This is a genomic window from Verrucomicrobiia bacterium (assembly GCA_023953615.1).
GTDB lineage: Bacteria > Verrucomicrobiota > Verrucomicrobiia > Limisphaerales > JADLHS01 > JADLHS01.
This window is the reverse complement of sequence record JAMLJH010000001.1, coordinates 2,270,009-2,294,846: the sequence shown is the minus strand read 5'-3', so window position 1 is coordinate 2,294,846 and position 24,838 is coordinate 2,270,009. Positions and strand designations below refer to the sequence as shown.

The 24,838-nt window shown below is 60.3% G+C and carries 14 protein-coding genes; 10 read left to right on the top strand and 4 right to left on the bottom strand.

The genetic code is table 11. The features are described from left to right. Window positions 1–411: 411 nt before the first annotated feature. The 3 genes from M9920_09580 to M9920_09570 form a co-directional block, all read right to left on the bottom strand. Window positions 412–2,463: an acetylxylan esterase gene (locus tag M9920_09580; GenBank protein ID MCO5052542.1), complete on the bottom strand. Its 2,052-nt coding sequence runs from the start codon at window positions 2,461–2,463 to the stop codon at window positions 412–414. Further along, window positions 2,464–6,195 carry a hypothetical protein gene (locus tag M9920_09575; protein MCO5052541.1) on the bottom strand — a complete coding sequence of 1,244 codons (3,732 nt, stop codon included), beginning with the start codon at window positions 6,193–6,195 and terminating at the stop codon, window positions 2,464–2,466. A gap of 164 nt (window positions 6,196–6,359) precedes the next feature. Continuing rightward, the gene (locus M9920_09570) at window positions 6,360–7,577 is read right to left on the bottom strand and encodes an NlpC/P60 family protein (GenBank protein MCO5052540.1); all 1,218 of its coding nucleotides are present in this window, start codon (window positions 7,575–7,577) and stop codon (window positions 6,360–6,362) included. Between the two features lie 90 nt (window positions 7,578–7,667). On the opposite strand from M9920_09570, the gene M9920_09565 reads away from it, so the two are divergent. From M9920_09565 to M9920_09540, 6 genes are all read left to right on the top strand, one after another. Then, window positions 7,668–9,143: an MFS transporter gene (locus tag M9920_09565; GenBank protein ID MCO5052539.1), complete on the top strand. Its 1,476-nt coding sequence runs from the start codon at window positions 7,668–7,670 to the stop codon at window positions 9,141–9,143. A gap of 45 nt (window positions 9,144–9,188) precedes the next feature. Continuing rightward, a complete protein-coding gene (locus tag M9920_09560) occupies window positions 9,189–11,516 on the top strand; it encodes a HEAT repeat domain-containing protein (protein MCO5052538.1) in 2,328 nt (775 codons plus the stop codon). Between the two features lie 154 nt (window positions 11,517–11,670). Next, complete coding sequence (locus M9920_09555) at window positions 11,671–14,442, top strand: glycoside hydrolase family 99-like domain-containing protein (GenBank protein MCO5052537.1); 2,772 nt, start codon at window positions 11,671–11,673, stop codon at window positions 14,440–14,442. A gap of 8 nt (window positions 14,443–14,450) precedes the next feature. Continuing rightward, complete coding sequence (locus M9920_09550; protein MCO5052536.1) at window positions 14,451–15,782, top strand: endo-1,4-beta-xylanase; 1,332 nt, start codon at window positions 14,451–14,453, stop codon at window positions 15,780–15,782. Beyond that, entirely contained in the window at window positions 15,779–17,062 is a 1,284-nt protein-coding gene (locus tag M9920_09545) for a glycoside hydrolase family 5 protein (GenBank protein MCO5052535.1), read from the top strand. The genes M9920_09550 and M9920_09545 overlap by 4 nt, the downstream gene beginning before the upstream one ends. 74 nt (window positions 17,063–17,136) lie before the next feature. Further along, window positions 17,137–18,273, top strand: coding sequence for an exo-alpha-sialidase (locus tag M9920_09540; GenBank protein ID MCO5052534.1), 1,137 nt, complete (start codon window positions 17,137–17,139; stop codon window positions 18,271–18,273). Window positions 18,274–18,404: 131 nt separating this feature from the next. Here M9920_09540 and M9920_09535 read toward each other — a convergent pair whose 3' ends face one another. Next, complete coding sequence (locus M9920_09535; GenBank protein ID MCO5052533.1) at window positions 18,405–19,028, bottom strand: hypothetical protein; 624 nt, start codon at window positions 19,026–19,028, stop codon at window positions 18,405–18,407. A 232-nt stretch (window positions 19,029–19,260) separates the two neighbouring features. Here M9920_09535 and M9920_09530 point away from each other — a divergent pair, with 232 nt between their 5' ends. The 4 genes from M9920_09530 to M9920_09515 all read left to right on the top strand — a co-directional run bounded on the left by M9920_09530 (window position 19,261) and on the right by M9920_09515 (window position 24,837). After that, window positions 19,261–20,952 (top strand): hypothetical protein, encoded by a 1,692-nt coding sequence (locus M9920_09530; GenBank protein MCO5052532.1) that lies wholly within the window; start codon window positions 19,261–19,263, stop codon window positions 20,950–20,952. A gap of 200 nt (window positions 20,953–21,152) precedes the next feature. After that, a complete protein-coding gene (gene corA, locus M9920_09525) occupies window positions 21,153–22,154 on the top strand; it encodes a magnesium/cobalt transporter CorA (GenBank protein ID MCO5052531.1) in 1,002 nt (333 codons plus the stop codon). A gap of 3 nt (window positions 22,155–22,157) precedes the next feature. Next, window positions 22,158–23,390 (top strand): ATP-binding protein, encoded by a 1,233-nt coding sequence (locus M9920_09520; protein ID MCO5052530.1) that lies wholly within the window; start codon window positions 22,158–22,160, stop codon window positions 23,388–23,390. A gap of 82 nt (window positions 23,391–23,472) precedes the next feature. Next, window positions 23,473–24,837 carry a sigma-54 dependent transcriptional regulator gene (locus tag M9920_09515; GenBank protein ID MCO5052529.1) on the top strand — a complete coding sequence of 455 codons (1,365 nt, stop codon included), beginning with the start codon at window positions 23,473–23,475 and terminating at the stop codon, window positions 24,835–24,837. Window position 24,838: the final 1 nt, after the last annotated feature.

Sequence of the window (24,838 nt, the reverse complement as noted above, 5' to 3'; positions counted from 1 at the left end):
TGATGAGTTGGGGACGACGTGGAAGTCGTCCCTCCCAGCACAACGGTGGTACGAACGCATGGGTAGGGCGGGCTTGATTTTGACAGGATGAACAGGATTTACCGGATCGGATTTCTGATCGGCGGCTGGAGACCATAGGTTTACGTACCGCGTTTGAACTCCAACCGCTTCGCACCAAGATTCAGCAACGATCGTCCCTTGTATTTCCCCCCTCCCCTCAATGCCTCTGTGCCTCGGTGGCCTTTTACTTTACAACCGGATGTCATCCGTGAGACGCGAACGACCACCGCCGAGACGGCGGTACTCCCCCATTTCCCATTCCTGTGCTCATCATTCCCCTGCCTCTCTGCGGAAGTGGATTGGCATTGCGCGAACCGCTGCGACCAGGGGGACGATCGCACTCACTCTCACTCATTTCTCGGTCGCGTCGGTCTGATCAGGCGCATGCGTGGACTCCATCAATTCCACCACCTGCGGAAAGTCCAGCACCCTGTAAAGATTCAAGTAATCCGGCGCGGTGGTTTCCGTCAACGCCCGGACAACCGCGAGGGAGACCAGGTGCGCGTTCGGTTCAAACCAAGCCGCCCAACCCGCATTCAGCGCCATCGGGCCGTTGGCCTGCAAATCCACGCGGCGGGTCGCGGCGCCACGCACCGAACGCAGCGCTTGCACCGCGCGCCGAATGTCCCAGACGCACATTCCATCCTGGGTTTGTCCCAACAACATGAAGCGCCGCCGAATCTGCGTCCGCTGTTTGGCATCCCCCGACCAGGCGGACAACCCCACGCCACGCGGCGCGAAATACGCCGACACTGCGCCATTCGCTCCGCCCTGCGTCACCCGCGCTTTCAATTGCGTGAACGCCTCGGTTGCCGCCGCCGGCGGATGCGGCAGCGCCAGTTCTTCAGCTAATTGATCCGCAAAGACCACGCGCATCGCGGCCAGCCAATCCGACCAGTCATCCACATTCAGCACGTTCAGATTGATCGCGTTGCTGCTGCCGCCACCGTCCACCGGTTCGAGCCAATACAGGCGCAGCCGCACTTCAGGCTGGCTGATAAAGTCCCAGGCGCTGAACCGCAACCCTTCGCGCTCGACCGAGCGAACCCGCTCCGGCGTCAACGGTGAATTTTCCTCCGGCCAACCCGCAAACGTCTGCGCTTTGAGCGTTGCCGCCAGGGTGGCGCGCGGTGTTTGCAATTCCGCGCTCGTGCGCGGCCTGGCTTGGGGAACGAACCGCGCATGGATTTCCGTGTTCACCTGATCGGCGGGGAGTTGATCAAACACCCGGAGTTGTTCCGGCTCGAAAAACTTGGTTGCCGCCATCTCGATCAACGGTTGTTCCGGTTGCAAAAACCGGTTGAACCAGCGGAACACCGGCACCTGCAAATCCTGCGTGTCTTGATGCGGTCCTTCGGTGATCAGCAGTCCCAGATTTTTTTCCGCTCCGTGCAGGCGATAAATGCGGCGCACCTTTTCGTGCAAACGCACCACGCCCTCCAGCGGAAAGATGGTGTCCTTGTCCGTGTTGCCGATGAGCAACGGTCGCGGCGCAATCAGCGCGGCCAGTTGGGGAAAATCCCAGCGGTACGTGTTCACGAAAAACATGCAATCGCAATGTCCGGCCACGCAACCATCCACCACCTGATTTTGCAGATCGGTGATGCCCGCCACCGGCGCGGCCACCTTGACCCGCTCGTCCAGCGCCGCCACCGTCCACGTGTACGAACCACCGCCCGAACGCCCCGTCATGCCGATGCGTTCCGCGTCCACCTCGGGCCGCGCGCACAGATAATCCAGCGCGCGCAGACCGAACCACGCCTCGACGCCCGCCGGCGTGTAACCGCGCGAGTTCCACCACCACATCCCTTCGCGATACGTGCCGTGATGCAGCCCCTCGATCTCGCCCAGTTGCACCGTGTCAATCATCAGACACACGTAACCGTTCCGCGCGAACCACGCCCCGTGATGTTGATAACCGGTCTTGTTGCCGTAACTCACCCCGTTGCCGACCTGCCGGGAATGACCGCAAACGTAGAGGATGCCAGGCGCGGGTCGGGTCCGGTGCCGGGGTAACCACAAATTCGCCGTCACATAAAGCTGCGGCGCCGCTTGGAAATACAGCTTCTCCACCGTGAACTCGTCGTGCTCGATTTTGCCCGTGACGACCGGATGCAACTCGGTCCGCTCCGGGAGCGGCCACAATCCGAGCATCTCCTGCAACTGCCGCCGGTACTCCGCGCGATGGACCTGCCAGTCGGCCAGCGATTGAATCTCCGTCAGGCACTGCTCGCTGAGCGCCGCCGTTTCGTGACGGAAATACGCGGACAACATGCGATCCCCGGGTAAAGCTGCCGGCGCGGCGGCCACGCCGGAACGCAACGACATCAGACCAGTCATGATCGCGAGAAATTGCAGGGTGCGCTTCATGCCCGTCACCGAGGCTTTACTTTTTGTCACCACTCAGTCCGTCAATTGTTTCAACGCGAAGGGCGCGAACAATCCGTAGCCGACGGTGGAATAGGTTTCACCAGCGGGCGGACCGGGGTTGGGCGCGTTTTGGAACATGCCGGGCCAGGCCAGACCCAACGTCGGGTTGCCGTGGTGCGGTCCGAGCGTGTTTTTCAACGTGCCAATGACCGTGATTACAATGGTGTTGTTGCCGCGTTTGATCTGTCGGGTCACGTCACATTCGTAGGGCGACGCGTCAATGTAACCCGCCGCTTTGCCGTTCACCGTCACCTGCGCCACGCTGCCCAGCCATTGGGGCAGCGCCACCACATAGCGGCCCGCGCGTTTCGCGACGTGAAACTGTTGTTGATACGCCACGCCCGCCGAGTAGAACGGATGCCCCTGCGAATTCCAGCCGCCGGAAGTTTTCCGCGTGAAGCCGCTGCCGTCCACCAGGTACCGGGCCAGCCGTTGGCGTGCGCCCAGTTCGCTGGAGACTTGCTGGATTTTAACGCCGTCAATCATCCGGCCGGTGGCGTCGAGAAATTGCGCTTCCGCCAGACCAACGAACCCGTTGTCCTCCGGCTGGCCGGTGGCGGGAAAGGTCACGCCGTCGTGGTTGCTCAAAATGTCCACGCGCACAAACCGCACGCCGCGCGCCGTCACGGCCAGGTCTTCGGACGCGCCGCCGCTGGCGCTGGCGCGGGCCAGGGTGAACTGACCGAGCGGTTGATTGAATTCAGGGGTGGCGGCATCCGCCGCGCCGGTCACGCGAATCTCCTTCGCGCCGCGCGAGGTCAGGTCGCGCACGTTCGCTTCGCAATAATTCCAGAGGCGCAGCGTGCGCAGGTCTCGCGCGCCACCCAGATCGAACACCACGAACGGCGCGCGATCTTCCACGCCGGCGGTAAACCCGATGCCGCCGCTCAACCACATGCTTTGATCCGGATTGGCGTCATGCTTCAGCGTCGTCACGGTCGTGGCGGCGCGGAGTTGCAACGGTTGATCCGGCGCGATGACGAAGCCCCAGTCGGACGGTTGCAACGTGAAATCGCCGAGTACGTAAGCGGATTCGAGTTCGTGATAGATGGAGAAGGGCGCGGCGGTGATGGTGACCACGTTCTCGCCGAGGCGCGCCACCTGAGCAAGCGGGATTTTGCCGAACGCCTTGTCGAGCCACCAATCCTTGAACACCGGGCTGGGCCGGAGCACGGTGCCGGCGGCGTAAGTGGTTTCCTGCGCTTGCCAGATCTTGGCCGGCGGGTGCGCGGGCGTGGGCAGCGGCTGTCCGTTGCAGGTGATGGTGTATAAATCGGGCCGCTCAATCACAATGGCCAGATTGGCCGGCACCGCGCCTTGGATGGTGAATTTGTAGCTCGCGCTGAAGCCGCTGTCCGCCGGAAACGACTTCGTGATCAGCCGGTCCTTGAATTGCACCGCGCTGTCCCACGGATTGCGTTCCAGTCCGTTCTTCTGAAAGGCGAACTGGTTGGCTTGATAGAAATACAGGTCGCGCTTGGTTTCGCCGCCCGCCGTGATGTCCACGTAATCCAAAGTCAACACATTGGGTTCAAGCCGCCGCACCGTGGTGGCGTCGGTCGGTGGGATGGTGGTCACGGTTGCATTGGGCCTCGGCACCGGCTTCCGGGATTGGTTGGACAGGAACAGCAGCAAGCTGCCGCAGGGGGGCAGGTTGAAGCTCGCTTGGACTCCGGCTCCGGCGGCGGCAAACGGATACGGCTGCACTGCCGCTGAATAAAGTTCCCATTGCTCGACGCTCTGACGGCGGGAAACAAATTCGCCCGTGGCGGGAAACTCGCTGCTGGTGTTGACCAGGAAAAGCAATTCGCCATCGGCCAGTTGCCGGCGCATGTGGAACAGGAGGCCGTGATCGCCAGCGGCGCGAGTGATGCGAAATTCATTCGTTCGATTCCAACGCTGCAACACTTGCGGCGCGGCTTCGACCTTCGCCGTCGTCCAGCCGACTTCGCTCGTGCCCTCCTGCACGCGCCAGGATTCCCGACCGCTGACACGCAACGGCGGTTCGCCCAGACACACCACCTGCCCGCCAGCGTTCAGAAATTCCTCACCGAGATCCACGACGCTTTCATCCAGGTTCTCCGTGTGCGGCGGCAGCACCACCACGTCGTAACCGCGCTGGCCCACCCAGAATTCACCGTTCCGAATCCGACCGTGGCGTTTGATGACGTCTTCGCTGCCGAGATCGTATTCGATCTGCGCCGCCTCGAGCGCCACGAGCAGTTTGGCGAAGGAATCGCCCAGCGCGCCGAGCTTGGCGCCGTTGCCCTGATACATCCAGGCGGTGGTGGTCGGTTCAATCACGAGGATGCGATTGATTTGTTCGCCCTGACACAGCGCGGCGCTGAGTCGCGCGAGGTAACCGGCGGAAACGTGATACGCATCCCACCACGGTTCGTGATAGGAAAAGCTCTGCGGATGATCGCGTTTGCGCGCGCCGCGTAGCGTGAGGTAATCGAGGTGCTGATTCAGCGTATCCACGCCCAAAACTTGCAGCCAATCGCCGATGCGTTTCATGTCTTCGAGCCGCAAATCCCAACCGCCCGCGCCGTACACTTCCACGAACGTGCGCCGCCCCAATTGGTTGCCCAGGCTCGAAACCTCGCGACACGAACGCACGTTGCCGAACTGCGCGTGCGTGTGCTCGGCGTACTGATTCATCAGCAGGTCCATGCCGGGCCGATGTTGCCACGCGGCGATGGCCATGTTATCGGGCACCATGCCGCAGTTGGGCCATTCGTGTTCCCAATAGTGACCGGTGAACTCGAGATGATTGGACGCGCAATAGTTGAAGTACGGTTGCCCCCAGCGCTCGACGAACAACTCGTTCAACGTGGAATAGTAATTGTGCCGGACGCGCCGCCAATCGCCAACCTCCGCCGCCAGACTCGGCAGGCTCGCGAGGAGACTGTAACCCCAGCGTTGCTGAAACTGCTCGGGCAAATCCGCGGTCCAAGGCATTCCGCCGGCGGGCAATAATTCCGGTTCGTCGGTGAACGAACCGGGAATGCGTTTGCCAAATTCCTTGCCGAAATGCCGGCGATACGCCTCGTGCGTGACTTCCAGAAATTTTTCGGTTACGCCCGGATACAGCAAATCCACATAAGCGTGATCGCCGGTCCAGGCGCGATCCGCCGCACGCAGGAGGGTGGCGACAAAGTACCGCCCTTCCGACAGCGTTTCCCCCGCCTTGATTTGAGCGGAGACATCCTCGGTGGTGTCGCCGTTCACCCGCAGCACGGCGATCAACTCATCGCTCCACTTGGGCGGAGTTTGGGTTTCGGAAAGCTTCAAACCGCGCCCGCGCGCTTCGGGCACCAACTCGGGCACCCAACCTCCGGCAAAACCACTGGGATAAGAGTTCTCATCATAAATCCAGATGTTCATGTCGAGGCGGCGCGCTTCATCCAGCGCCACCTCCCACAGATGAAACCATTCGGGCGAAAGATACGGCGTCATGAGTCCGGGACGCGGATGCACCCAGGCCTGCTTGACCTGTTGTCGGGCCAGATCGCGCAGCGTCGAGCGGATTTGCTCGTCCGTGATCAAATCGTTCCACACCCAGAGCGGACCGGTGCTGTATTCGCGCGGCGGATTACGGAAGAGCTTCTTCACCGTGGCGGAATCGGTCGGGCGAGCCGGAACTGGATTGACGGCCAGCGTCGCCAAAAACAGGAACGGGAGCAGGATGCGCAGCGTTTTCATGCCGCCAGATTGTCACAGAGCCGAAACCAGCCCAAGACCTAAATCGAGTTGCTGAAGTCGCCCGGAGATGAATTATTTCCAGACCGACGCCGAGCGGGTGGGCGGGCGCGATGTTGACGGTTACGGCGAGCGCCGTCGCCCGTGAACATCATCAAGGCGCACCGTCAATTTTCCGGCAGGAGGCGACGGGCGGCGACAAGACCGCGAATGCGGTTCTGATCGGCAATGGGCGAGTTCGAATCCAGGCTGCTGATGCGCACCCGGCCGGAAGCTTGGATGAACAGTTTGTTGCCCAGATAAATTCCGGTGTGCGTGATGCGCGCGTCGACGCCACGGGTACGGTCGAACGTAAAAAAGAGCAGATCACCTTTGCGCAGATGGCTCAGTTCGGGATTCAACGGCACGGCGGTACCCATTCGCGCCTGCTGGCTGGCGTTGCGATTCAATTCAATGCCGTTCAAAAAGAACGTGAGCTTGGTGAGTCCGGAGCAGTCCATCCCGCGCGGGGTGCCGGCGCCCCACAGATACGGACGGCCCATGAACTGGCGCGCGGTGCGTTCGATGTTTTCCGCCGTGGGCCGACGCGTTTGTTTCCAGGTGGAAAAATCCGTCACGTCCGATTGCGCCAGATAACCGGTGCGGCCGTCCGGCAAGGCCACTTTGTATTGCGACCCCGTGGCCCCAACTCGGCGCACCCGGTTGCCGAGTACCAGGTCCGCGAGGATCGGCGACTCCGCTTCGGGCGCCTCGCGGATGATGCCGTCGAATTGGGTGTAGATCAGCAACGGCGCGCGTTCCCAGGCTTGCGCTTCCGGTTCGGTGCAAAGCTGGAGCGAATCCGCGCTCACCCACGAGAGATACCGGTCGTGCGTCTGCACCAGCAGCCAGTAATGATCCCGTTTCAGCACGCGGACGATTTCCCCGAGCAACATTTGCGTGCCGAGTTCGGCCTTGTTTTCCGGTTGTTCGCGACCGTTGGCCACGCTGAGGGTGACGATGCCCCAGTTGGTGTCGCCCAATTCCGCCGCCGGTAAAACGCGGATTTGATCCACCACCGTCGCGCCGGTTTGGCGGGCGGCCTGCAACGTGGCGGCTTTGGTGGCGACGCTGTCCGTTTCACCGGTGAGAATCAATTCCCGACCTTGGCTGGTGGCGGTAATGTCAAAGCGCGCGAGGTGGGGGTCCGGCGCGTATTGTTGCCGCAACACTGGCAGTACGAGGGCGAACTGGTCCGCCGCGCTGATATTTTCTGAAGTGGTTTTCGTCGCGCATCCGGCCAGGGTCACTGACAGGGCGAACAGGGTTGTTAAGAGCCGCCAACTGAACTTGAGTTTCATCGTACCAATCCGAATCAACGTGTCAGCGGATGCGGGAAAACTCAAAACTTTTTCCGCTTCCGGATGGTTCGCGCTTTACCTGACGGTTAAAATTCGTTCTGATGCAGACTTCAAAAATGATCGCCAGACTCATTTATGGCTGAAGCAACGCGGGCATCCGAGGGGTTCATCGGGAAATTTCTCGTGCTCAACGGCGCGGCGCGGGAGTTGTGGCTGACCTTCGTCATCAAGTTCCTCAGCGTGGCGGCTTATGCGGTCACCAACCTGACCATCAAGCTGTGGCTTTCGTCCGAATTCGGCTTTTCCGATGAGCAGGCGCTGGCGCTGGTGTTGGCGTGGTCGCTGACGATGACGGGCGTCACGTTGCTGGTCGGTTCGCTGACCGATGCGTTGGGGTTGCGCAAAACTTTTTTCCTCGGGGTCTGGGTTTGTCTGGTGGCGCGGCTGGTCATGGTGTTCACGACGAACCAATGGATCGCCTTGATCGGCGGGTTGTTTCCACTCGCCGTCGGTGAAGCGTTGGGCACGCCAGTATTGGTGGCGGCGGTGCGCAAGTATTCCACGACCAAGCAGCGTTCAATTTCATTCTCGATGGTGTACATGGCGATGAACGTGGGTTTTCTGGTGACGGGGCTGCTGTTCGATTACGTGCGCCAATCACTGGGTGAACACGGACAGTTCAGCCTGCCGCTGTTCGGCACGACGATCAGCACGTATCGCGCGCTGTTCGCCGTCAGTTGGATCATTGAACTGGCTTTGGTACCGCTCGTGTGGTGGATGCGACCCGGCGTGGAAGTCACGGACACGGGGGTGCAAATCCATCCGCCGACCCACGCGGCGCGGTCGGGCAATGTGGTCACGGCCTTGTGGGCGACCGTGGCCAAGGCCGCGCGGGACACGGCGGATTTGTTTGCGGGATTGTTCAAGCAACGCAGTTTTTATCGTTTGCTCTGCTTCCTGGCGCTGATCGCCTGTCTGAAATCCATCCTGATGGTGATGTATTATGTCTTTCCCACGTTTGGCATTCGCGAGTTGGGCGAAGGCGCAAAAGTGGGCACGCTGTGGAACATCAACAGTTGGATGGTGATCATGCTCGTGCCGTTTATCGGCGCGTTGACGCAACGCTTTCCGGCCTACGGCATGACGATGATCGGCGGCGCCATCACCGCCGGATCGGTCTTTGTGATGGCGTTGCCAACGGTCTGGTTTCAAGCCGCCGCGGATGGTTGGGCGGGCCATCTGGTGGGGCATTGGTATCTGAACCTGGCGGGAAACATTCATCCGTATTACGTCATGATCGCGCTCTACATTGCGGTGTTTTCCGTGGGGGAAGCGTTTTATTCGCCGCGCGTTTATGAATACGCGGCGGCTATTGCGCCCAAGGGACAGGAAGCTTCGTACTCGGCGCTCTCGTACATTCCGCTGCTCCTGGGCAAAGTCATCGCCACCATTTCATCCGGCCCGCTGCTCGCCAAGTATTGTCCCGAAGTGGGCGCGCGTCATTCCGCGACCATGTGGTTGTTCTTCGCGTTGGTGGCCACGCTTTGTCCGTTGGGCCTCTTGTTCTTGCGTCCTTACATCCGGGTTCACGAAGTAGGACGGGAGGAATGACCGGGATGGTTTCAACGCCGGACAATTCGTAAACCCGCGGCGGGCGTGAACAAGCAGAACTCCAAGCCACCGGCTAGAACGCGAGCGGTCCTCTTGATCGCCGTGGGCTTGGCACTCCTGTTCGGCGCCGTCATTGCCTGGCTGGCCAATTCCACTACCGCAAACCGGCGCTCGGGAAAAACACCAACGTCGCTTGATCGCGTTCCAGATGCCGAATTATACGCCCGTTACGGCACGTCGGCGTCGTGCCGCTCCTGTCACGAGGAAATTTATGCGCAGTGGGAAAAATCGCATCACGCCCAGGCGGAACGATTGGTCCTCGCTGACCTGGACGGCGATGCCTTTGCACCATCGCGCCAGTTGCGGCACGGTGGCCAAACCTCGGAGTTGCGGGCGACCAACCAATTTTTCCAAATCGTCACGCTGGGTCAGGATAACCGGTTGCATCCCTTCATCCCGGAACGCGTGTTGGGCGTGGCGCCGCTGCGGCAGTATTTGATCCCAACCACCAACGGACGCTACCAAGCCTCGGAACTGGCCTATGATCCACACCGGCAGGAGTGGTTTGACGTCTTTGGCGATGAGAACCGTCAGCCCGGCGAATGGGGGCATTGGACCGGGCGCGGCATGAACTGGAACAGCATGTGCGCGGCTTGCCACAACACCCGCGTGCGGCGCAACTACGATGCGGTCACCGACAGTTACCGCACGACCATGGCCGAGCGCGGCGTCAGTTGCGAAGCCTGTCATGGACCGATGGCCGAGCACAACGCCTGGCAGACCCAGCACCCGCGACAAACCGGCGACCCCACCATCCGCCGTTTCACGCGGGAGCAAGCGTTTTTCACCTGTGCCCAGTGTCATTCTCGGCGGGGTGAGTTGACCGGTGAATTTCAGCCGGGCGATAATTTCTACGATCATTATCAACTCACCCTTCCGGATGAGACCGACGTGTTTTATCCCGATGGACAAGTGCGCGATGAGGACTACGAGTTCACCGCGTTTCTGGGCAGCCGCATGCACGCGGCCGGAGTGCGCTGTCTGGATTGTCACGATCCGCACACGAGCCAGTTGCGATTACCAGGCAATCAAATGTGCCTGAGTTGCCACGGCAATCCACCAGCCAACGGCGCGCCCACCATTGATCCGCAAAAACACAGTTTTCATTTCGCCACCGCCACGCCCGCTGCGAAACACGAAGCCGCCGCCCGCATGGGTAACGGCACGGAGTGTGTGCAGTGTCACATGCCGGTCACGACCTACATGCAACGGCATCCGCGCCACGATCACGGGTTCACCATTCCCGATCCACGACTCACGCAGGAGCTGGGCATTCCGAACGCCTGCAATCGTTGTCACGCCAATCAGAGCGCGGATTGGGCGTTGACGGCGATCATCCAGTGGTACGGCCCGCGAGCGAATTCGCCGACTCGGGCGCGGACCACTGCCATCGCGCAGGCGCGAGCGGGCGCGGTCAGCGCCGTGCCGGAACTGGTGAAAACCCTGCGCACGGAGACCAACGCGTTTTGGCAGGCGGTCGCGGCGAACCTGTTGAAATCATGGCCCGATCAACTGGAAGCGCAGCAAGCGTTGTTGACTGCCCTCACGCACACCAACGAACTGTTGCGCGCGATGAGCGTGCGCGGTTTGGAACCATTGGTGGCCACGGGCGACCGAACCGTTTTTAACGCATTGAGTGAACGCCTCACCGATCCGGTGCGTTGGGTGCGGACGGAAGCCGCCTGGGCGTTACGCCGCACGCTCGACACCAACTCGCTGGCGGGACAGGATTTGCTGACCCAATTGAACTTCAACGCGGATCAACCGGTTGGCGCGATGCAGTTCGGAGTATTTCATCTGGACCGTGGCCACGTCGCTGCCGCCGTGGATTACTTCCGACGCGCGGTCAGTTGGGACACCAATTCCGCACCATTGCATCAAGCGCTGGGTCTGGCGTTGAGCACAGCCAATCAAACGACGGAAGCAGTTAAAGCCCTTGAAGCGGCCTGTCACCTCGCGCCAACCAATGCGGAATACCGTTATCAACTGGCGCTGGCCTTGAACGAGAACGGTCAACTCGCGGCGGCGCGGGAAGCGCTGGCCGCTACGGTGAAACTCAATCCACAATTTGCGCGGGCCTGGTATAATCTTGGTCTCGCCGATGCCGCGCAAAACCATCTGGACGACGCGCTCACGGCGCTTTGGCGCGCGGAAACATTAAGCCCACATTCCGCCGAGATTCCTTACGCTCGCGCCACGGTTCTTGCGCGATTGGGCCGCGAGGAGGAAGCTCGCACCGCCGCCGCCCGCGCACTGGAGCTGCGCCCGGATTTTGCCGCCGCCCGACAATTACTTCAGAGTTTGGAAAGGTGAGCGCTTCCCCAAATCGCCTGATGGCGGTCGTGGCGGTTGCGCCGCTCCGCTTTCGTTTCGTGGCGAGGAATGTGGAGGCCCCGATTGTCTCGTTTTTGCTGCTGATGCAAAAATCATTTCCCGCATTGCCCGGAGTTGTGACTAAACTACAGCGATGCGACGTTTCAGAATTCATTGGCTGACAATAATCGCGCTGGCGTTGTTTGCCGTCGTAACGCTGCGCGCGAAAACCGTGGTCGAATGGAATTTTAATCGGCCCGACGACCTGCAAGGGTGGCGGCCCAACAGCGATTTGACCGATGTCGTCATCACGGGCGGCGCGCTGCATTGTCGCGCCGTCGGGACGGACCCGATTTTGGAATTGCAGCCGCTGCTCAACTTTCCGGCGTCGGCGTTTCAGGCGGTGGAGATCCGGTTGCAAGCCGATCAGGACGGCACGGCGGAATTGTTCTGGGCCAACACTTCCACCGGGCGCTACGGCGGATTCACTCAAGAAAAAGCCCTGCGTTTCAATGTCCGCGGCGACAGTGATTGGCATACGTATCGGGTGTTACCGTGCTGGCAGGCCGATGGGCGCATCGTGCGGTTGCGCTTTGATGTGTATGACGGCGCGCGCTTCGAACTGGCTTCCCTCCGGGTGCTTGATTTAACCCCCGCGACGCCAAGCGCCACCGCGGATTTCGATTTCCGCCAGGACACGGTCGGCTGGCAGTGGCTGGAGACGTTGGATTCATCCGCCCCGCCGACATGGAAAGACGGCGAGTTCAAGATGCCCTCCAACGGCCTGCTGCTCGGTCCACCGGTGCAAATTGACACGACCAATCAATCCTACGTGTCACTGCGCCTGGCGGTGGATCGCGGTGAACGCGCCACGCTGTTTTTTGCCAGCGATTACAAACCGGGTCTGCACAGTTTTTCGTTTCCACTCAAGGTTGACGGACGTGAGCACACCTACAATCTCGATCTGCTTTCCGCGGCCAACTGGCGCGGGCGGGTCAGCGCGATTGGTTTGCGTCCCAGCGACGCGGCGAACGCCACCGTCCAATTGCGCTGGCTGAAAGTCTCCGATGCGCCGCAAGGTCCGGCGCAACTCGAACTGACTTCCTTCGCGCTGGACGAAGCGTTGCCGCGCGTCGGCCGGCCCGCCACGTTGCGCGCGGTGGTGGTCAATACCGGCGGGGCATCGGCGTCGAAAATCCGCGCCGATCTTCAGCTTCCCGACGGCCTTAAATTGCTTGAACCCGCAAATCTCCAATCGCTCAACCAACCGCTCGCGCCCGGTACCGAGACGGCGTTGCTCTGGCGCGTCGAGGCCAATCGCCCGCTCAGCAATATTTGTCAGCTCACCTTGAGCGCTCCGGATGCCGACGCCGCTCGCGGACAAGCCCGCGTCAATTTCACTCCGCGTCCGACGGTGACGGCGACCGGTTACGTGCCCGAGCCTCAACCCGTGCGCGGCCCGATCGAAGTGGGCGTTTATTATTTTCCCGGTTGGAACACGGCCAGCCAATGGCAGCCGATTCAGCGTTTCCCCGAGCGCCGCCCCGTGCTGGGCTGGTATCGCGAGGGCGATCCGGAAATTGCCGATTGGCACATCAAATGGGCGGTTGAACACGGCATCACGTTTTTCGCCTACGACTGGTATTGGTCGCAAGGCGCGCGCTTCCTCGAACACGCCTTGCACGATGGCTATTTCAAGGCGCGCTACCGGCGCCTCCTGAAATTCTGTTTGCTCTGGGCCAATCACAATCCGCCGCAGACTTCTTCGCTGGAGGATTGCCGCGCCGTCACGCATTACTGGATTGAAAATTATTTCCGCCGTCCCGAACACCTGACCTTCGATGGCAGACCGGTCGTCATCATTTTCAGCACGGACCGTTTGACCGCCGATCTGGGCAGCGCCGGCGTGAAACGCGCTTTCACCGCGATGCGTGAGGAATGTCAGCGCGCCGGATTGAAAGGGCTTTACCTGATCGCTTGCGTGGGCGACGTGGGCGGCGCACGCCGCGCGGCGGAGGAGGGTTACGACGCGGTCACCGCGTACAACTGGCCGCATCTGGGCATGACCGGGGAAGGCAAATTCGCACCGTATGCCGAGCTGGTCCCGGCTTATCGCCGCCAATGGGAACATCTGCTGGCTGAAAGTCCGGTGCCGCTGACGCCACTGCCGATCAGCGGTGGATGGGATAGCCGTCCGTGGCATGGGGAGAACAATCTCGTGCGCTTCGATCGTACTCCGCAATTATTTCAGCAACACCTGCGCGACGCGAAAGCCGTCATCGAATTGCAGCCGTCCCAGCCCCGGCTCGCGCCCGCCGCGTTGATCGAGGCCTGGAACGAATGGGGCGAAGGTTCTTACATCGAACCGCAGGCGGAATTTGGTTTCGGCTATCTGGATGCCATCCGCAGTGTCTTCACCACGGCATCCGGGTCGCATACGGATCTCACGCCCGCCGATGTCGGCCTTGGCCCTTACGACATCCCTCCGCCTGAACCGTCGCGAACCGCCTGGGAATTTACGCGTGACGATCAGGGTTGGAACAACACGATGCACTTGACGGAGGTAAAAGTTGCGGATGGTTACTTGCGCGCGCGGACGACGGGGAATGATCCCGCTTTTTTTGGTCCGGCCACGCAGGCCAAAGCCGCCGATTTCAGCACCGTGGTCGTGCGCCTGCGGTTACGTCGCCCCGATGGCCAATCCTTCACCGACATGGCCCAAATTTTCTGGAGCACCACGCGACTGGCGGAAACGGAAAGCAGCAGCGAACGCTTCGCCGTTCGCGGCGACGGTCAATGGCACGAGTACCGGATCCCCGTCGGCCAGAACCAGCGCTGGCGCGACCACATCACCCGGCTGCGGTTTGATCCCGGCACCCGGTCCAATGTCCAGGTGGAACTGGCCTTCATCCGGTTGGAAAAATAATCTGCATTATGCATCTGAACCGCCGCGACTTTCTGAAAACCACCGCTGCGGCCACGCTGGCGTTCGCTCCGGGAATCGGAGCGGCGAAAGTCGGCAAAGATCAGCCGACGGACGAAGAGATTCTTTCCCAATGCCCGGCTCGCATCGAGCAGTACCGCCAGAGCGCGGGGCAAATCCGATTGCGCGATTCGCAGGGACGACCGGTGGTTGGCGCGCCCATCCGTCTCGAACAACTGCGCCACGATTTTCGGTTTGGGAGCAATGCGTTCATGCTGGATCACGTTGGTGATCCGGACCTGGAAGCTCAATACCGCCGCCGATTCGCCACCGTGTTCAATTTTGCCACGCTGGGTTTCTATTGGGCGAATTACGAAGCGAAACGCGGCCAGCCGAATTACGAATACACCGATCGCGTCGTCGCGTGGTGTCGGGAACAGGGCATTACCTGCAAGGGGCATCCGCTGGTCTGGGATCATCCCGCCGGTTCACCCGATTGGCTGCCGGAAAGTGACGCCGAGCTGGAAGCGCTCTCGACCGCGCGGGTCCGTGAGATTATTGCCCGTTACCAAGGGCGCATTGACGTGTGGGACGTGGTCAACGAAGCCACGCATATTCCCGAAGGCGCCAACCAGACGCGAATGGCGCGTTGGGCCAAACGCCTCGGTCCGGTGGAATACGTGACCAAACATTTGCGCGTGGCGCGCGCGGCCCATCCGACCGCAACGTTGCTGGTAAATGATTATCGCCATGACGCTCCCTACCTGAAGTTGCTGCGAAGCGTGTCGGACGAATCGAAATCGCTCTTCGACGTCGTGGGTTTGCAGACGCACATGCACGACCGGGTCTGGCCGTTGTCCACCGTCTGGAGGGTTGGCGATGCCTACGCGGAACTGGGGCGACCGCTGCATTTTACGGAAACCACCATCTTGAGTGGTCCGCGGTTGGGGCCGGGTGAAAATTGGGGCGACACCACGGCGGAAGGCGAGGCACGTCAGGCGGAGCAAACGGCGAATCTTTACACGGCGCTTTTTGCGCATCCGGCGGTGGAAGCGATTACCTGGTGGGACTTTTCTGATCGCGGCGCCTGGCAGCGCGCTCCAGCCGGTTGGTTGCGGCGCGATATGTCGCCCAAACCGGTTTACGAGCGCCTGAAAACGCTCATCCGCGAACAATGGTGGAGCAAGCTTGAAGGCCGTTCGGATGCGGCGGGCGCCATGTCGGTGCGAGCCTTTCACGGCACCCACCGGATCACCGTCAAAACACCGGACGACCGCACGATCACGAAGGAAGTTCAGTGGCGACCGGGCGCAAAAAACCAAATTGACATCGAACTGTCATGAACCGGCGTCGGATTCATTTTGCCGCCACCGCTGCAACCGCGTTGCGCCTTTGGCCCAGCGCCGGTTACGCTGCCTTGAGCTTTATGCGTCATTTTCTTTCCCAGATTAAATCAAGCAGCGGATGCGGAAGCTGGTTGCTGGTGGCCGGACTTTTAGTGGCTACCGGTCAATTGAGCTTCTCCGCGGAACCGGGTTTATCCGTCAATGAACACGGCGAGTTGCGGTGGCAAGGCGTGCCGTTTCGCGGCATGGGCGTGAATTATTACGATGCGTTCGTGCGTACCTTGGAACGCGCGCCGCGAACGAACTACGACGCGGGCTTTCGCGAACTGGCCGCGCGGCAGATTCCGTTCGTCCGCTTTTCTGCCGGTGGTTACTGGCCCGTCAACTGGCAACTTTATCAAACCAACCGCGCGCAGTACTTCACGCAATTGGACGCGGTGGTGCAGAGCGCCGAACGGCAGGGGATCGGCTTGATTCCGTCGTTGTTCTGGAACTTGAGCGCCGTGCCGGACCTGATGGACGAACCTTGTACGCGCTGGGGCGATACGAACAGTCGCACCATTGCGTTCATGCGCGATTACACCCGCGAACTGGTGACGCGCTACGTAAAATCGCCAGCCATCTGGGCCTGGGAATTTGGCAACGAATATAATCTGGCCGCGGATCTGCCCAACGCCGCCACGCATCGCCCGCCAGTGGCCCCGCACCTGGGCACGCCCGCGCAACGCACTGCGGAAGACGAAGTGACGCATGACGATATCCGGATCGCCTTCCGCGCGTTCGCCAATGAGGTACGAAAATACGATCCGCATCGGTTGATTATCAGTGGCAACGCTTTTCCCCGTCCCTCGGCCTGGCACCAAAAACAGGAACGCAGTTGGCGGAACGATACCCCGGAACAATTCGCGGTAATGCTCGCGGCGGATAATCCTTCGCCCATCAACTCGCTTTCCGTCCGCGCCTACGATCTGACCAACGACCTGGGCCGACTCGCTCAAGCGGTGGCGGTGGCGCGCGCGGAACAAAAGCCGTTGTTCGTGGGCGAGTTCGGCGTGCCGGGTAATGACACTCCCACGGCCCGCACCGATTTCGCCGCGATTCTTTCCGCCATTGAAATCAATCAAATTCCCTTGAGCGCGCTCTGGGTGTTTGATTTCGATTATCAGGCCAAGGATTGGAATGTCACCGCGACCAACGGGCGCGGCTGGCAGTTGGACGCAATCCAACAAGCCAACGAGCGGCTGCGCGTTCAGTCAAACGCCTCGCCGGCGCGTTAGCTTGTGGTTGATCTGCGTTCGGCGATCAGATTGGCTTGGCTTGCCCGCGGTCGCCCGGCATGATTTCGCCCCACATGAACCGATCCTTTCATTTCCCGATTTGCCGCGCGCAATTTCGACTTCGATTCGCACTGAGCCTGCTGCTGGGATTAATGCTGATCTCGCTCACGTCCGGCGTTGCCGGCGAGTTGTGCATCGAACGCCTGTTTGGGCCGGAAGTAAAGACCGGTCCGTACAAACATCCGGCGCGCATCGAGGCGCTCGCGAACGGCGATCTCTACGTGGTTTATTACGGCGGTGAAGGTGAATACGCGCTCGACACGGGCGTGTTCGGCGCGCGCTTGAAGTCCGGCCGCCGCAAGTGGACCCAGCCGGTGCGCATTGCCCACGATCCATTCCGCTCGCTCGGCAACGGCGTGGTCTGGCAGGCGCCGGACGGTTTGGTCTGGCTGTTTTACGTCGTGCGCTACGGCGACACCTGGTCCAGCTCGCGCGTCCAAGCCAAAGTCTCCACCGACTACGCCCAGACTTGGTCAGATGCGTTTCCGTTGGCCAGTGAGGAAGGCATGATGGTGTGCAATCGTCCCATTGTTTTGTCGAGCGGCGATTATCTGCTGCCGCTGTATCAAGAGCGAGGCAATGACACGGAAGTGATCGCGCCCGACAGTGCGGGACTGTTCCTGCACTATGACGTGAAGCGCAAGGTCTGGCAGCAAACGGGCCGCATCCGCTCGGCGACGGGCAACATCCAGCCCGTGGCGGTGGAAATCCAAAAGGATCAGCTCGTGGCGTACGCGCGGCGCGGCGGCGATTACGAGCCTACCACCAACGGCTGGGCCATCCGCGCGGAATCGCACGACGGCGGTTGGACTTGGAGTCCGGGCGTAAATTCGTCATTCAAGAATCCCAATGCCGCGTTGGATTTCATCAAGCTGGCCAGCGGCAAGCTGCTGCTGGTGTTCAATGATAACATGAACGAACGCACGCCGTTGACGGTGGCTCTTTCCGCCGATGGCGATCAATCCTGGCCCTGGCGGCGGAATGTGGCTGAAGGGCCTTACGATTACGCCTACCCGGTGGCGGCGCAGACGCGCGATGGAAAAATCCATCTGATCTTCACCTCGCACGAACGCACGGTCATCAATCACGCGGTGTTTGACGAAGATTGGATTCAGCACGGCGGCCCGGTAAAAAGCTGGCTGGCCCAGTGAGCGGATGACTTTCATAAGCGACTGATTTAACTCACCTCGCCCAGCTTGGCGGGCAGCGCCGGAATTCTCCGGTGCCGGGCCGGCCGACGAATTTCGTGGTCACGCAGGGCCGGCGATCGTTTGGCTGCTTTTCAACCTTCCGGGTTGTCCAATAACTCTTGAAGTCGAACCGCCAATTCCGGCGCTAAACGTTCGAGCCACCCGGCGTCCACCAGTCCAACTTCGATCAAATCGCGCAGGTGCGTGCGGTCTTTATCCCGGAATGCGGTGAGTTTCATCCGCACCAATGCGCCCAGCGTTACCAGCCGGAAAGTTTCCGTGCCTTCGGATTCCGTCACATCGGGAGCGGCGGCGACTGAATCGGCCTTCACCTTTTCGCCGGCAAAGACAACGTGGACGGCATCACGCGCTTTCGCATCCGGACCGTCCAGAAACATATCAATGCTTTTAACGTGACGGTGGTGGAAACCCGCATTGGCCATTGCGGCGATGGCCGCCGCCAAATCGGAGCGGCGCAGCAGAATGTCCACGTCCTGAGTATTGCGCACAGCGGCTTCATCCACGCGCGAAACCCATGCGGCCACGGCATTACCGCCGGCCAGCGCGTAAGGAACTCCCGCCGCTTCAAGGGCGGCCACGGTGCGGCGAAGTCTTTCACGAACTTTTTCCACGGCGCGAATCATCCGTTCCCAGGAAACTTCCCCCATCCGGATGTCAGCAGGTCGGGCGTTTCCACTGGTCGTGGCGGTTTGCACGGAAACAAGCTAAACAAATTGGAGGAGGCCGCCAACACAGGATTTAATCCAAGTTCACGCGGTGTTTGACGAAGATTGGATTCAACACGGCGGTCCGGTGAAAAGCTGGCTGGCCCAGTGAGCGGATGCTTCATCACGCCGAAACATATTTCCATTCGCATTTCCTTCGGTTGATCAAATTTGATTCAAGCCCGCCGAGTTCCGGGGTAGAGTCGCGGCGGTTAAATTTATCATGAAACACATCGCCTCGGTTTTGCTGATGGGATTGGGTCTGTTGATGGCACTGCCAACGTCGGCTGCAGATCGGAAATTTATTGAGTTGGGCTGGGACATTCCGGACCCGGCGTTTCTGCGGCAATTTGGTTCAGAGATGGAACGCGAAGGGCCGTTCGATGGCGTCATTTTTTATGTTACGGCCAAGACCGATGCGGGCCGAATGGTCTCCACGCAAAGCGGCTGGGGGACGGGCGCGTGGCGGCGGGAATGGTTCAAGGAAGCGTTGGCGGATTTGCGCGCGTGCCGGTTCACGAATTACACGCAGAATTTTGTGCTCTTCAACGCGACTCCCAAATTCATTGATTGGGCGGATGATCAAGGTTGGAGCGCGCTGGCAGAAAAAATCGGCATCTGCGGCTGGCTCGCCCGCGAAGGCGGCGCGAAAGGGTTGGCGCTCGACTTCGAGCCTTACGGCGAAAACCAGTGGAAATTTGACCCCGGCAAGAAACGGACCTTTGCTGAAACTGCCGCGCTCGCCCGGCAACGCGGCGCGCAATTCACTCGCAGCCTGGCTGCGGAAATGCCTCACGCGGTGGTGCTCACCTTGTTTCTCAACAGCGTGGTGCAACGCGCGGGACGGGCGGATGATCCGACGTCCGTTCTGGCGCGGGAACATTACGGTTTGTTGCCCGCGTTTTTCAACGGCATGCTCGACGCCGCGCCGCCCGAAATGGTCCTCGTGGACGGATGCGAGAACGGTTACTACCTGGACAGCGTGGAAGCGTATCAACGCGCCGCGCTCGACATGCGGTCGTGGTCGGGTCCGTGTCTCAAACTGGTGGCGACTGAGAACCGCGCGAAATACCGACAACAGGCGCAGGCCGGTTTTGGTTTTTACCTCGACATGTTTGTCAATGAAGCGGGTAATCAATATTACCGTCCGCCGTTGGACGGCTCGCGACTCAAGCGGTTGGCGCGCAACCTGAGCGCCGCGCGCGATGCGGCAGACGAATACGTCTGGATTTACGGTGAGCAATCCCGTTGGTGGAGTGGATTGGCCAAGGAGCAGCCGTGGCGCGCGGAAGCGCTGGCGCACACGGTGGGTAAAGGCCGTTCGTGGGAGGAAGTCTTGCCCGGCATCACGCGCACGATTGCTTGGGTGCGCGATCCCGAAGCGGCGGCGCGAGTGGAACTCGCAAATTTACAAGCTCGAAACGCCGCTACCAATCTGGCGGTGAACGGCGCATTCGATCGCGGTCCCGCTTCAGGCGCGACCCGGCCGGAAGGTTGGAACGCGTGGCAGGACGAAAAGCAGGCAACCGGCACTTTTGCCTGGGATAACCAGATCGGCGGCGGCTCCGGTCGTGTCAGCAAGGTGACGCACGGCTGCTTTTTGCAGAGTGTTCCCGCCGCGCCGGGGCAGGTCTTTGTGGTGAAAGCGAAGTGCCGGGTGCAAGGCGAGTCCTCGCCGGACTTGATGATTCGCTGGCAAACCGACGCGGGCGATTGGACGCACGAAGCGGTTGACCGCGTCTTCATCTTCACACCGGATCAAGGCGGTTGGCAGACGACGACGGGCGTGGTCACCGTTCCGCCGGACACGGGGCGATTGGTGGTACTGCTCAACGTCCACAATCAGAAAACCGATGCCGACGTGTGCTGGTTTGATGACGTGGAAATTTATCGGTTGCCGGGGTTGGACTTTTGAAAAGATCGCCGATGGATTCAGATCACCCCGCTGCTTTTCGCCGTTTGACTTGGAGCGTGAGAATGGCGAGCACTCCTCATCATCCATCAACGAATCATCGGCTTGGCTGTGCCGATTCAGCGCGAACCGGGTCTTGCATCCCTCCATTTACGGACTAAGCTTCGTGCCAAGCTGTCACGTCCGGCTAATCCAATGAGATTATGATTCGCTCACTTGCCTTCACCACTCAGGGTCGTTTGCACACCCGCAATGTCGAGATGTTTCTCATGCCGACGCTGCTCAACGATACCAACCTGTTTCTCTGGGTGGATTTGGAAAACCCAACCGAGGAGGAGCAGAAATTTGTGCTGGAAGACCTGTTCCATTTCCATCCGCTTTCCATCCAGGACTGCGTGCAGACCAGTCCGTCCCCCAAGGTGGAGGAGTTCTCGCCCAAGGAGGACGAGGCGTTTGCGCCGTATCTGTTCATGCTGATTCACGCGGTGGATTACAGTCGCAAGGACGGCGTGTTTGCCACGAGCGAGTTGAACTTCTTTCTGGGCAAAAATTTTCTCGTCACGTATCACGACGGACCGTCGCGGAGCATCACACAGACCGAGGAACAAGCCATCAACGCCACGATGCACATCGCCCGCGCGCCGGATCGCGTGGCGTACACGTTGTTGGATTCCATCGTGGAAAATTACAAACCGGCGCTGGACGAGCTTTCGCTCGAGATCGCCGAACTTGAAGAGCAGGCGTTGCAATCGCCCTCGGTGGAGACGTTGAACAAAATCATCCAGATCAAAAAAGAAGTGATGCACCTGCGTCAGATCATCGGCCCGCAACGCGAGGTGCTGGCCCGGTTTGCGCGCGGTGAATTCAAACTGATCCGGTCGCACCTCGTGCCGTATTACCGCAATGTTTACGATGGGTTGTTTCAGATTTCCGAACTGGCGCAGAGCTACACCGACTCGCTGACCGGGATTCTGCAGGTTTACCTCAGCATGTCGTCGAACCGCACCGGCGAAGTGGTGAAGGCGCTGACGCTCATCACGATTCTTTCCACGCCGGCGACGCTGATCGCCAGTTGGTACGGCATGAATTTCCAGAAGGATATGCACGAAATTCATTGGGAACACGGTTACCTGTTCGTCTTCGCGCTGGCGGCGCTCACCACCCTGGCGACGTATTGGTATTTGAAACGGCGCAACTGGTTCTGATTCATGGCGACGATTAAATCCAGTTTCCTCGATAAAGTCCTGGGGCGGATCGGGCAGTTGGACACGGACGGCCTGCAAACGGTGGTCCAGCGGCTGGCTCGCGAACGCGCGCTCTTGGAAACCTTGTTCAACACCATCGAGGATGGCGTGTTGGTGGTGGATGAAAACGGCAGCATCGTTTATTTCAACCAGGCCGTGACCCGCTTGATCGGTCTGCAACCCAGCGCCGAAGGCCAGTCGCTGAACAAGGTGTTGCCCGAGGTGGATTGGGAAAAAGTCTCGCGCTTCGATCGGGAGGGTGGTGCGCACGTTGTTCGACATGAGTTTGAGGTGGAATATCCGCGTCCGCGTTTTCTACGGCTCTACGCCGCGCCGCTGGATGGCGAGCGGGCGGGCAGTTCGGGCGTGGCCTTGATTTTGCACGACGCAACCGAGGCGCGGCAAAAAACGTTTGACGCCATTGAAAGCGAGCGGGTGCAGGCCCTGACCCTGCTGGCCGCGAGCGTGGCCCACGAAATCGGCAATCCACTCAACGCCCTGCACATTCATCTGCAGTTGATGGAGCGCGAATTGAAGCGCAGTCGCGAAGCCAAACCGGAGGGCGGCTTGCGCTTTACGCGCAAAGCCGAAGCGCGCCAGGCCCCACTGGATGTACGCCGGCTCGAACAGTATCTGGAGGTTTGCAAAGGGGAGATCAACCGGTTGGATTACATCGTCACCCAGTTTCTCCAGGCCATCCGCCCCGCGCCGTTGCAACTCAAACTGGTTTCGCTCAACGAAGTGGTGGATCGCACCATCGAACTGTTGCGACCCGAATTGGACAACCGCGGTCTCCACATCAAAATCAAGCCGGCCCAATCACTGCCGGCCACGCCCATTGATGCAACCCAGGTCCAACAGGCGCTCGTCAATCTGGTCAAGAACGCCATGCAAGCCATGACGCGCGGCGGCACGTTGACCGTGCGGACCGGTGAAAGTCACGACGCGGTTTGGGTCAGCATTGCCGACACCGGCGCCGGCATTCCGTCCGAGCAGTTGGCCCGGATTTTTGAGCCGTTTTACACGACGAAGAAAAAAGGCACCGGACTGGGGCTGATGATCGTGCAACGCATCGTGCGCGCCCACGGTGGACGACTCGAGCTTGATAGTCGGGCCGGTCACGGCACCACGTTCCGACTCTGGTTTCCACGCCATGAAAAGAAACCGCGCCTGTTGGCCGCCGCTTTGGAAGCATGAACGACACGCCATTGAAAGCCCTCGTGACTTCGGGGCCACTCCGGCCCGCGCCGCCCGAATTCGGAGCTATTGACGCACTGACATGAAACCGACCCTGTTGATTGTGGATGACGAAAAGCCGACGCGCGAAGGCTTGCGCGCCGCGTTGGAGGAACGCTTTGATGTTTATCTGGCGGAGGACGCCAGGAGCGCGTTCGACCTGCTCGAGACGGAAAACTTCGAGGTGTTGTTGACCGACTTCAAAATGCCGAATGAAGACGGCATGAAACTGATTGCGCGGGCCAAGTCCCTGGCCAAACCACCGGTCTGCATTTTAATGACCGCCTATGGTTCGGAGGAACTGGCTGTGGAAGCGATGAAGCGCGGCGCGGACGATTACATCGCCAAGGGGCGGATGCAGATTGACGAGTTGGAAATGCGCATTGCCCGCGCGGTGCGCGCGCAAAAGCTCGAATCGGAAAACGTCACGTTACGGCAACAGTTGGATGACAAGTTCGGACTGGAAAACATCATCGGCAAATCCACCGCGATGCTGGAGGTGTTTGAAACGGTCAAGCAGGTGGCCCCCACGCGGGCCACGGTGCTGATTCTCGGCGAAAGCGGCACCGGCAAGGAGATGATTGCCAAAGCCATTCACCAGCTCAGTCCGCGCGCCAAACAACCGCTGGTCTCGGTGCATTGCGCGGCGCTCTCGCCTTCGCTGCTCGAGAGCGAACTGTTCGGTCACGAACGCGGCGCGTTCACCGGGGCGCACGAGCGGCGCATCGGCCGCTTTGAGCAAGCCCAGGGCGGCACGCTGTTTCTCGATGAGATCGGCGAAATTGATCCCACGCTGCAAATCAAACTGCTGCGCTTTCTGGGCGAACGCACGTTCGAGCGGGTCGGTTCAAACAAAACCCAGACGGCGGATGTGCGGTTGATGGCGGCCACCAACAAGGATTTGGAGGCGATGGTCAAGGCGGGCACGTTCCGCGAGGATTTGTATTTCCGTTTGAAAATCGTGGAGTTATATCTGCCGCCGTTGCGCGAACGCATGGAGGACGTTCCCCTGTTGGCTACGAATTTTTTGCGCGAATACGCCAAAGAAAACGGCAAGGCCATCGCCGACTTCACCACCGACGCGATGGGGATGCTTTTGAATCATCGCTGGCCGGGCAACGTGCGCGAGTTGCGGGCGACGATTGAAAGCGCGGTGGTGATGTGTCGCGGGGAGCGGATTTCGGCACGCGACTTGCCGCGTACGGTGCGGTCGGAAACCGCGCCCACGAGTGATCCAGCCCGGTTGCTGGTAAAGAATAATTTGACCGTGAAAGAAGCCGAGAAACAATTAATCATCCGTGCCTTGAAAGAAACCGGTGGAAACCGGACACTGGCGGCCCAGAAGATTGGGATGCCGCGCCGGACGTTTCACCGGAAACTGCATACCTACCATCTGGAAGGATTTTGAT